General features: G+C 41.2%; 10 protein-coding genes and 3 pseudogenes. 9 read left to right on the plus strand and 4 right to left on the minus strand.

Annotated elements, in window-relative coordinates; all coding sequences use genetic code 11:
• Positions 1–229: 229 nt before the first annotated feature.
• The 3 genes and pseudogenes from GEZ84_RS10280 to GEZ84_RS10290 all read left to right on the plus strand — a co-directional run.
• Positions 230–769 (plus strand): annotated as a pseudogene (locus GEZ84_RS10280) (excalibur calcium-binding domain-containing protein); the annotation flags it as partial.
• 144 nt (positions 770–913) lie between these two features.
• On the plus strand, positions 914–1,873 hold the full coding sequence (locus tag GEZ84_RS10285) for an ROK family glucokinase (protein ID WP_020902451.1): 960 nt from the start codon (positions 914–916) through the stop codon (positions 1,871–1,873).
• A 97-nt stretch (positions 1,874–1,970) separates the two neighbouring features.
• Positions 1,971–2,810 carry a thymidylate synthase gene (locus GEZ84_RS10290; protein ID WP_153224466.1) on the plus strand — a complete coding sequence of 280 codons (840 nt, stop codon included), beginning with the start codon at positions 1,971–1,973 and terminating at the stop codon, positions 2,808–2,810.
• Here the strand turns inward: GEZ84_RS10290 and GEZ84_RS11005 are convergent.
• Positions 2,807–3,055: a hypothetical protein gene (locus tag GEZ84_RS11005; protein WP_228113044.1), complete on the minus strand. Its 249-nt coding sequence runs from the start codon at positions 3,053–3,055 to the stop codon at positions 2,807–2,809. The two genes, GEZ84_RS10290 and GEZ84_RS11005, sit on opposite strands and share 4 nt — an antisense overlap.
• A 59-nt stretch (positions 3,056–3,114) precedes the next feature.
• Positions 3,115–3,285, minus strand: coding sequence for a DUF3042 family protein (locus GEZ84_RS10300; RefSeq protein WP_001051780.1), 171 nt, complete (start codon positions 3,283–3,285; stop codon positions 3,115–3,117).
• Between the two features lie 120 nt (positions 3,286–3,405).
• Here GEZ84_RS10300 and miaA point away from each other — a divergent pair, with 120 nt between their 5' ends.
• Genes miaA through GEZ84_RS10325 form a run of 5 tightly spaced genes read left to right on the plus strand, consistent with a single transcriptional unit; the run spans position 3,406 to position 7,857 of the window.
• Positions 3,406–4,290 carry a tRNA (adenosine(37)-N6)-dimethylallyltransferase MiaA gene (gene miaA / locus GEZ84_RS10305; protein ID WP_153224467.1) on the plus strand — a complete coding sequence of 295 codons (885 nt, stop codon included), beginning with the start codon at positions 3,406–3,408 and terminating at the stop codon, positions 4,288–4,290.
• On the plus strand, positions 4,283–5,521 hold the full coding sequence (gene hflX, locus GEZ84_RS10310; protein WP_153224468.1) for a GTPase HflX: 1,239 nt from the start codon (positions 4,283–4,285) through the stop codon (positions 5,519–5,521). The genes miaA and hflX overlap by 8 nt, the downstream gene beginning before the upstream one ends.
• The gene (locus GEZ84_RS10315; RefSeq protein WP_153224469.1) at positions 5,514–6,137 is read left to right on the plus strand and encodes a cystathionine beta-lyase; all 624 of its coding nucleotides are present in this window, start codon (positions 5,514–5,516) and stop codon (positions 6,135–6,137) included. Before hflX ends, GEZ84_RS10315 begins: the two co-directional genes overlap by 8 nt.
• A gap of 14 nt (positions 6,138–6,151) precedes the next feature.
• Positions 6,152–7,081, plus strand: a complete 930-nt coding sequence (gene rnz / locus GEZ84_RS10320; protein ID WP_153224470.1) for a ribonuclease Z — start codon at positions 6,152–6,154, stop codon at positions 7,079–7,081.
• A 20-nt stretch (positions 7,082–7,101) separates the two neighbouring features.
• Positions 7,102–7,857: an SDR family NAD(P)-dependent oxidoreductase gene (locus GEZ84_RS10325; protein WP_153224471.1), complete on the plus strand. Its 756-nt coding sequence runs from the start codon at positions 7,102–7,104 to the stop codon at positions 7,855–7,857.
• 195 nt (positions 7,858–8,052) lie between these two features.
• Here GEZ84_RS10325 and GEZ84_RS10330 read toward each other — a convergent pair.
• A pseudogene (locus GEZ84_RS10330) lies at positions 8,053–8,629 on the minus strand (IS630 family transposase); the annotation flags it as partial.
• Between the two features lie 50 nt (positions 8,630–8,679).
• Here GEZ84_RS10330 and GEZ84_RS10335 point away from each other — a divergent pair.
• A pseudogene (locus GEZ84_RS10335) lies at positions 8,680–8,952 on the plus strand (IS630 transposase-related protein); the annotation flags it as partial.
• Between the two features lie 112 nt (positions 8,953–9,064).
• On the opposite strand, the gene GEZ84_RS10340 reads toward GEZ84_RS10335, so the two are convergent.
• The coding region (locus GEZ84_RS10340; RefSeq protein ID WP_153224472.1) for an N-acetylmuramoyl-L-alanine amidase at positions 9,065–10,234 on the minus strand (1,170 nt) is incomplete at its 5' end.

The following is a 10,234-nucleotide window of genomic DNA, read 5'->3' on the forward strand; positions in this document are numbered from 1 at the left end:
TTTATGTTTTGTCATAGTGGACCTCATTTCTAACTCAAACGTCTCATACTTAATTCCACCATAAAAATCCGTTTTAGACTAATTTCCACTTCGGTTGGGCAAGTGGAAGTTACTTTGAGAAGTTACCAACCAAAAGAGTTTGTAGAAATAACTAGAAGTTTTCTTGAATTGCAGAAATAAGTTTGATAAAATACTATTGAAATCGATAACATCGTTATGGGAGAAAGTAATGAACAAACGCCTATTTTTAAAAATGAGTTTGGCGACGTTGTCAGTTTTAGCCTTGTTTTCATAACCAGTTTTAGCAGAATAAAACATTCATTTTTCTAGCTGTAAGGAAGCTTGGGCTAATGGCTACTCGGATATTCACGAGGGAGAACCGAGATATTCTGCCAAGTTAGATCGAGACCATGATGGTATAGCTTGTGAATTGAAGAATGCTCCTAAGGGTGCTTTCAAAGCAAAACAATCAACGGTGGCTCAAACTAACACAAGTTCAGCAACAACAAGTGGTTGGGTTAAGCAGGACGGTTCTTGGTACTATTTTGATGGAAATGGAAATCCAGTGAAAAATGCATGGTAAGGAGCTTATTACCTTAAATCAAACGGTAAAATGGCACAGGGTGAGTGGGTCTATGACTCTTCTTACCAAGCCTGGTATTACTTGAAATCAGATGGTTCTTATGCTCGCAATGCTTGGCAAGGCAATTACTATTTGAAACCAGATGGTAAAATGGCTAAAAATGAGAGAGTTGATGGTGGCCGTTACTATGTAGATGCTTCGGGTCTCTGGAAACCATAAGTCAGAATAAAATCCAGAAAGTTAATGCAAACCTTTGCATAAACGATTAGTTTTTGTTATACTATTACTGTAAGCATTTTCAATTACTACATAATGAAAAAGGAGAATATGATGAGTCAAAAGATTATTGGGATTGACCTTGGTGGAACTTCTATCAAATTTGCAATCTTGACAACAGCAGGAGAAATCCAAGAAAAATGGTCTATCAAGACCAACATTTTGGATGAGGGAAGTCATATCGTTGATGATATGATTGAGTCTATTCAACATCGTTTGGACTTGCTTGGGTTGGCAGCAGCGGACTTCCAAGGTATTGGAATGGGATCACCTGGTGTGGTTGACCGTGAAAAAGGGACTGTTATCGGTGCCTACAACCTCAACTGGAAAACCCTTCAACCAATTAAAGAAAAGATTGAAAAAGCCTTGGGCATTCCATTCTTCATCGATAATGATGCCAACGTAGCTGCTCTTGGTGAACGTTGGATGGGTGCTGGTGATAATCAACCAGATGTTGTCTTTATGACACTCGGCACAGGTGTTGGTGGCGGTATCGTCGCTGAAGGCAAATTGCTTCACGGTGTTGCTGGTGCAGCAGGTGAGCTTGGCCACATCACTGTTGACTTTGACCAACCAATCGCATGTACTTGTGGTAAGAAAGGCTGCCTTGAGACAGTCGCTTCTGCAACAGGTATTGTCAATTTGACTCGTCGCTATGCGGATGAATACGAAGGCGATGCAGCCTTGAAACGCTTGATTGATAATGGAGAAGAAGTAACCGCTAAGACTGTTTTTGATTTGGCAAAAGAAGGAGACGATCTTGCTTTGATCGTTTACCGCAACTTTTCACGTTATTTGGGAATCGCTTGTGCCAACATCGGCTCAATCCTAAACCCATCAACAATCGTTATCGGTGGTGGTGTATCAGCTGCAGGAGAATTCCTTCTACAAGGTGTTCAAAAAGTCTACGATGAAAATACTTTCCCACAAGTACGCACAACTACTAAACTAGCTCTTGCAACCCTAGGAAATGACGCTGGAGTTATCGGAGCAGCATCACTTGTATTGCAATAAAATAATAAAAGAGGAAAAATGCTAACCTAGAGCTAGTAATGTTCCTCTTTTCTTTTTTATGCTATACTAGTTAGGACAATAAATGAGGTGAGAGTAAATGACAAAAGCAGATACGATTTTTAAAGAGAATATTGAACGAATCCTCAAAGACGGTGTCTTTTCTGAGCAGGCACGTCCCAAGTACAAGGATGGAACTGTTGCTAACTCCAAGTATGTAACTGGTGCCTTTGCCGAGTATGACTTGGCTAAGGGGGAATTCCCCATCACAACCTTGCGTCCTATTGCCATCAAATCCGCCATCAAGGAAGTGCTCTGGATTTACCAAGACCAGTCTAATAGCCTAGACGTTCTTAATGACAAGTACAATGTTCACTACTGGAATGACTGGGAAGTGGGAGATACGGGAACCATCGGTGAGCGCTATGGTGCCGTTGTTAAGAAACACGACATTATCAATAAGCTTCTCAAGCAGTTGGAAGCCAACCCTTGGAACCGCCGCAACATTATCTCTCTTTGGGATTACCAAGCTTTTGATGAGACGGATGGCCTCCTCCCATGTGCCTTTCAGACCATGTTTGATGTCCGCCGTGTAGATGGGGAAATCTATCTGGATGCGACCTTGACTCAGCGTTCGAATGACATGCTGGTAGCCCACCACATCAATGCTATGCAGTATGTGGCTCTTCAAATGATGATTGCCAAGCATTTTGGCTGGAAAGTTGGGAAGTTCTTCTACTTTATCAACAATCTCCATATCTATGACAATCAATTTGAACAAGCTCAGGAATTGCTTCGTCGCGAGCCGTCAAACTGCCAACCACGTTTGGTTTTGAATGTGCCAGATGGGATCAATTTCTTTGATATTAAAGCAGAAGATTTTGAGTTGGTGGATTATGACCCTGTCAAGCCGCAGTTGAAGTTTGATCTAGCTATTTAATACTCTTCAAAAATCTCTTCAAACCACGTCAGCGTCGCTTCATCTACAACCTCAAAACCATGTTTTGAGCTGACTTCATCAGTTCTACCCACAACCTCAAAACAGTGTTTTGAGCTGACTTCATCAGTTCTACCCACAACCTCAAAACAGTGTTTTGAGCTGACTTCGTCAGTTTTATCTACAACCTCAAAGCAGTGCTTTGAGCAACCTGCGGCTAGCTTCCTAGTTTGTTCTTTGATTTTCATTGAGTATAAAAGAATAGAAAAAAGAAGTTGAGATAATGAATCCCAACTTCTTTTGTTTCTTAACGTGATACGCGGCGGCGAGCTGCTTTTTTACGATTTTCTTCGATGAAAGCTGCTTTTTGCTCTTCTGGTTCAATCACTTTCTTTTTAAATGCGTATACTGCACCTGCAACCGCAGCGACAGTTCCTGCGACACCTGTTACAAGACCTTTAGCGAATCCTTTAGCCATGAGTCTTCCTCCTTTATATTCTCAATCAGCCAGCCTCCTCAAGAGGTCACATTTTTCTGACTGACCTTTTTGTGTTATAATAATAGTAACGAAAAAATGGGAATTTTTCAAGGAAAAAAGATGAAAACAAAAATAATTGTGATTGTTGGACCGACTGCAGTTGGAAAGACAGCTCTTGCTATTGAAGTGGCCAAGCGTTTTAATGGCGAAGTTGTTAGTGGTGATAGTCAGCAGGTTTACCGAGGTTTAGATATTGGGACGGCTAAGGCTAGTCCAGAAGAGCAGGCAGCTGTTCCTCATCATTTAATCGATGTTAGAGAGGTAACCGAGTCTTACTCGGCTTTTGATTTTGTTTCAGAAGCTAAGATGGCTATTGAGGATATTCACAGTCGTGGCAAGCTAGCTATTATTGCTGGTGGGACTGGACTGTATATCCAGAGCTTGCTAGAAGGTTACCATTTAGGTGGGGAGACACCTCATGAGGAGATTTTGGCCTATCGGGCTAGTTTGGAGCCTTATACAGATGAGGAATTAGCCCATCTGGTGGAGCAAGCGGGTCTTGAGATTCCCCAGTTTAATCGTCGTCGTGCTATGCGTGCCTTGGAAATTGCCCATTTTGGTCAGGATTTGGAAAATCAAGAGACCTTGTATGAACCGCTGATTATCTGCTTGGATGATGAACGTAGTCAACTTTACGAGCGCATTAACCGCCGTGTGGATTTGATGTTTGAGGCTGGGCTTTTGGATGAGGCCAAGTGGCTCTTTGAACATTACCCTGATGTGCAGGCTGCTAAAGGTATTGGCTATAAGGAACTTTTTCCTTATTTCCGTGGAGAGCAGACCTTGGAGGAAGCTAGCGAGAGTCTCAAACAGGCGACCCGCCGTTTTGCCAAGCGTCAGTTGACCTGGTTCCGTAATCGCATGCAGGTCATCTTTTATCAGATTGGAGAATCTGGTGTGCAAGACCGCATTTTAAGCCAGATAGAGGAGTTTTTAGATGATTGATACGGAGAAAAAAGAGGAGCGTGTCCTGCTCATTGGTGTGGAATTGCAGGGCATGGACAATTTTGACCTCTCCATGGAAGAATTGGCCAGTCTAGCCAAGACAGCTGGAGCAGTCGTTGTAGATAGCTACAAACAAAAACGTGAAAAATATGATTCCAAGACCTTCATCGGCTCTGGTAAGTTGGAAGAAATAGCCCTCATGGTGGATGCAGAAGAGATTACAACTGTCATCGTCAACAACCGTCTGACGCCAAGGCAAAATGTCAATTTAGAAGAAGTTCTCGGTGTCAAGGTCATTGACCGTATGCAGTTGATTCTGGATATCTTTGCCATGCGAGCTCGAAGCCATGAAGGGAAGCTCCAAGTCCACCTAGCCCAGCTCAAATATCTCTTGCCTCGCTTGGTTGGTCAGGGAATTATGCTCAGCCGTCAGGCAGGGGGAATTGGTTCCCGTGGACCTGGGGAAAGCCAGCTGGAGCTGAACCGTCGTAGTGTTCGCAACCAAATCACAGACATTGAACGCCAGCTCAAGGTGGTTGAGAAAAATCGGGCGACAGTCAGAGAAAAACGTCTGGAGTCGAGCACTTTTAAGATTGGTTTGATTGGTTACACCAATGCTGGGAAGTCAACTATCATGAACACCTTGACCAGCAAGACCCAGTATGAGGCTGATGAGCTCTTTGCGACTCTGGATGCGACGACTAAGAGTATTCATCTGGGGGGCAATCTCCAAGTAACTTTGACAGATACCGTGGGCTTTATCCAAGATTTGCCGACAGAGTTGGTATCTAGTTTTAAGTCAACCTTGGAGGAAAGCAAGCATGTGGACCTTCTGGTTCATGTTATCGATGCCAGTAATCCTTACCACGAGGAGCATGAAAAAACAGTCCTGTCCATCATGAAAGACTTGGACATGGAGGATATTCCTCGCCTGACCCTTTACAATAAAGCCGATTTGGTGGAGGATTTTACACCTACTCAGACGCCTTATGCCCTCATTTCTGCCAAGTCTGAGGATAGTCGTGAGAACTTGCAGGCTTTGTTTTTAGAGAAAATCAAGGATATTTTCGAACCCTTTACCCTGCGTGTGCCTTTTTCAAAGTCCTATAAGATTCATGATTTAGAAAGTGTCGCGATTTTGGAAGAACGTGATTATCAGGAGGATGGCGAAGTGATTACAGGCTACATTTCTGAGAAAAACAAATGGAGGTTAGAAGAATTTTATGACTGATATCAAAACCTTGGCTCTAAAGTATGGAGGTTATACAAGTCTGGATAAGGTCTATCTGGATAAGCTTCTAGCTGGAAAGACAGAGCAGGAGCAGTTGGCACTTATCACACCTCCGCCAAGCGTTGTCAATGCTTATTTTGCAGAACTCTACCAGAAAAAGAGTCCTGAGGCAGCGACAGCTTACTTTGCGGAAGTCAGTCAGGAACTGAATCTCTACAATATTGAACCTAGTTTTACCATAGAAAACAAGCCCTTTGTTCGGCTTAATCTGTCTGGCAAATCCTTTGGTTTCTGCTATGAGAGTGAGGGTCTTGGTCGGATTTTTTCTGAAAATAAGGAAGTAATCTCGGATGACTTGCTCTTTGAAATTGCGCAAATTTTCCCCCATCAGCTAGTCTTTGAGGAGTCTGGCAAGATTTACATGAAGGCTGTCGGGGACGAGGAAGTTGTTAGCGTGGAAAGTCTCACAGCTTTGACTGATTTAGAAAGCTTGGCTGATGGTCGCAAGCGTCTCAAAGGCTACAGCCAAGAGGATTTATTACAAGAAGCTACTGCTTTTTCTGGCAAGCGCTATTTCCGATCGGAAAATCGCACAGCCATGTTATATTTTGATTAATTAGAAAGTATCGAATGGATATTCAATTTTTAGGAACGGGGGCAGGTCAGCCCTCTAAAGCCCGCAACGTTTCCAGTCTCGCCCTGAAACTCTTGGACGAGATTAACGAAGTTTGGCTCTTTGACTGTGGAGAAGGTACGCAAAATCGTATTCTTGAAACCACAATTCGACCACGTAAGGTCAGCAAAATCTTTATCACCCATCTGCATGGAGACCACATTTTTGGCTTGCCTGGTTTCCTTTCTAGCCGTGCCTTTCAGGCCAATGAAGAGCAGACAGAGCTGGAGATCTATGGACCGCAAGGGATCAAGTCATTTGTCTTAACCAGTCTTCGTGTGTCAGGTTCTCGCCTGCCTTACCGCATTCATTTTTATGAGTTTGACCAAGATTCTCTAGGAAAAATCCTTGAGACCGATAAATTCGTTGTGTATGCAGAGGAGTTGGATCACACTATTTTCTGCGTTGGCTATCGTGTTATCCAAAAGGATCTAGAAGGAACGCTAGATGCTGAAAAACTCAAGGCGGCAGGTGTCCCATTTGGCCCACTTTTTGGAAAAATTAAAAACGGTCAGGACGTTGTTTTAGAAGATGGGACTGAAATCAAGGCAGCAGACTATATCTCAGCCCCACGTCCAGGTAAGATTATCACTATTTTAGGAGACACTCGAAAAACGGATGCCAGTGTGCGTCTGGCTGTCAATGCTGATGTCCTGGTCCATGAGTCGACTTATGGCAAGGGCGATGAAATAATTGCTCGTAACCATGGTCACTCTACTAACATGCAAGCCGCACAAGTAGCGGTAGAAGCAGGAGCCAAACGCCTCTTACTCAACCATATCAGTGCCCGTTTCCTCTCAAAAGATATCAGCAAGCTCAAGAAAGATGCGGCCACAATTTTTGAAAACGTCCATGTGGTCAAAGACTTGGAAGAAGTGGAAATCTAAAAGCTTGAGAAAGGAACAGTATGTCTACTATTCTCATTACCGGAGCTAGCGGTGGCCTAGCCCAAGAAATGGTCAAACTCTTGCAAAATGACCAACTCATCTTGCTTGGTAGAAATAAGGAAAAATTAGCTCAACTCTACGGAAATCATCCCCATGCAGAATTGATTGAAATCGATATTACCGTGGACTCAGCCATAGAGACTCTGGTGGCAGACCTCTATCTCCGCTATGGTAAGATTGATGTTTTGATTAACAACGCTGGTTACGGGATTTTTGAGGAATTTGACCAGATTTCTGACCAAGATATTCACCAGATGTTTGAGGTCAATACCTTTGCCTTGATGAATCTATCTCGACGCCTTGCGGCTCGAATGAAGGAAAGCCGAAAAGGTCATATCATTAATATTGTCAGCATGGCAGGTTTGATTGCTACTGGCAAGTCTAGTCTCTACTCAGCGACCAAGTTTGCAGCCATTGGTTTTTCAAATGCTCTACGACTAGAACTCATGTCCTACGGTGTCTATGTAACGACGGTTAATCCAGGACCAATCCGCACAGGATTTTTTGACCAAGCCGACCCAGATGGAACCTATCTCAAATCGGTTGACCGCTTCCTGCTAGAACCAGATGCAGTGGCTAAAAAGATTGTCAAGATTATGGGAAAAAACAAACGAGAACTTAATCTTCCTGTTTTGTTGAACCTAGCCTATAAGTTTTATACCCTCTTTCCCAAGCTAGCTGATAAGTTGGCAGGGGAGACTTTTAATTATAAATAAAAAAGTTGTTCCTAAAATAAATGTCATTAAGTTAAGAAATTCAAATATAGCGGATTGAAACCAAAATAGTACACTACATCTGTTAAAACATTTTTAGAAATTAATTTAACTTTCCTAATTGATTTGTTCACATCTTATTTCAATCTACTATACAATTCTGTATTTGGGTTTCTTTTTTATGTGATAAACTTATAGTCAATTGAAACAAGAACAAGACAAAAGAGCCTCAAAAAAAGTATTACAACTTGGTAATACCTTTTTGAGGTGCTTTTTGATATGAGCCCATGTTTTCTCAATAGGATTGTACTCAGGTAAGTAGGGAGGAAGTGGTAAAAGTTTATGCCCAAACTCTTCACATAAGAGCTCTAGCTTACCCATTCTATGAAATCTTGCATATCCATAATAATAACTGATGGTGTATTTAATATTGGTAATAGAAACTTCTGAAACCAAACTTCAAAAAAGTCGCTCGTCATCGTCTCTTCGTAAGTCATTGGAGCGATTAACTCACCATTTGTTAGCCCTGCAACCAAAGAAATCCTCTGATAGCTTCTTCCAGATACTTTACTTCTTATTAACTGACCTTTTAAAGAGCGACCATATTCTCGATAAAAATAAGTATCGAATCCTGTTTCATCAATATAAACAGGTGCTAAGTGCTTTAAACTATTAAAATTTTTCAGAAATAAGGCTACTTTTTCTGGGTCTTGTTCATAGTAGGTGTGGTTCTTTTTTTTCGAGTGTACCCCATAGCTTTGAGAGCATAGTGAATGGTATAGTAAAATGAACCCAAAATAGTACATAATGTGGTATAACCTTCTTATGGCATATTCAATAGATTTTCGTAGAAAAGTTCCCTCCTATTGTGAGCGAACAGGTAGTATAACAGAAGCATCACACGTTTTCCAAATCTCATGTAATACCATTTATGGCTGGTTTAAGCTAAAAGAGAAAACAGGAGAGCTAAACCATCAAGTAAAAGGAACAAAACCAAGAAAGGTTGATAGAGATAGACTTAAAAACTATCTTACTGACAATCCAGACGCTTATTTGACTGAGATAGCTGCTGAATTCGGATGTCACTCAACTATAGTAGATTGAAATAAGATGTGAATAAATTGATTGGGGAAATCAATTTAATTTCTAGAACTATTTTAGCAATCGTGGTGCACTATTCCAACTTCAATTTACTATATCACAGTACTCTTTACTTACCAGCGTAATATTTTTGGATTCCTTTCACGATACCTGCCACAAGCTTATCTTGATAGTGGCTATCTTGAATCTGTTGATTTTCAGCGAAATTATCCATATAACCAAGCTCTAGGAGGACGGCTGGTTTAGCAGTTTCTCGAAGAACGGCAAAGCTACTTTCCAATAAACCAGCATCTTTGGCACCAGTTTCAGCTAACAATGAAGAGTGGATAGATGTTGCAAGGCGCTTGCTCTCACTCATACGGTCAGGGTGGTTATGCCAGTATTGGTTAATTTTACTTGGATAATCAGGTTCATCACTGTAGGAATAGGTTTGAATTCCACTAGATTTTGAGTATGCACTACCAGTCGCATTGAAGTGAATACTGATAAAGATGTCAGAGTTAGTCTTGTTAACCATACGAGAACGTTCTGTAATGAAGTCTACATCAATATCGCTATCACGTGAAGTGAGAACTTTGTAGCCAAGTTCTTCTAACTTTTTACGTAATTTACGATACACTTGCATGTTGAGGTCTTTTTCAGCGACATTGTAATAGTATGCACCTGAGTCTCTTCCCCCATGTCCAGGGTCTAAAAAGATGGTTTTACTGTATTGGCCTTTTACAAACCCCTCAGGAACTTCACTAACCCATCTACCATCATTTTTAAAGATATGATCTTTTCCAGATATTTTATAAATATTAGTGACGTATTGCCCGTCTTCTTTTAGATAATACCAAGAATTATAGTAATTATCAAAAATCCACTCATTCTTAGCCATATAACCACCAGATTTAAGATAGTAAGCTCCAATCCATTCTAGGTTTGCAAATGTTCCATTCTCTTTTAGGTAGAACCAGCTATTGTAGGTCTTATCAAAAACCCATTCTTTTTCAGCCATGGCACCACTTGATTTTAAATAATAATTACCTTGCCATTGGTTACTGAACATAATACCTGTTTTGTCAAAATAGTACCAAATACCATTAATTTTTTCCCATTTGTTTTGAGAAATTTTTCCAGAAGAATTAGCGAAGTACCAATGTTTATCAATGAGAACCCATTTGTTTTCGGCCATTGCTCCACTATTTGTAAGCAAGTAGCTGTTAATGGTTGTATTACTAAGCATAATCCCATCTTTGTCGAAGTAATACCAAGAATCGTTGATTTTTTCCCATTT

The organism is Streptococcus mitis, from assembly GCF_009496155.1.
Lineage (GTDB): Bacteria > Bacillota > Bacilli > Lactobacillales > Streptococcaceae > Streptococcus > Streptococcus mitis_BQ.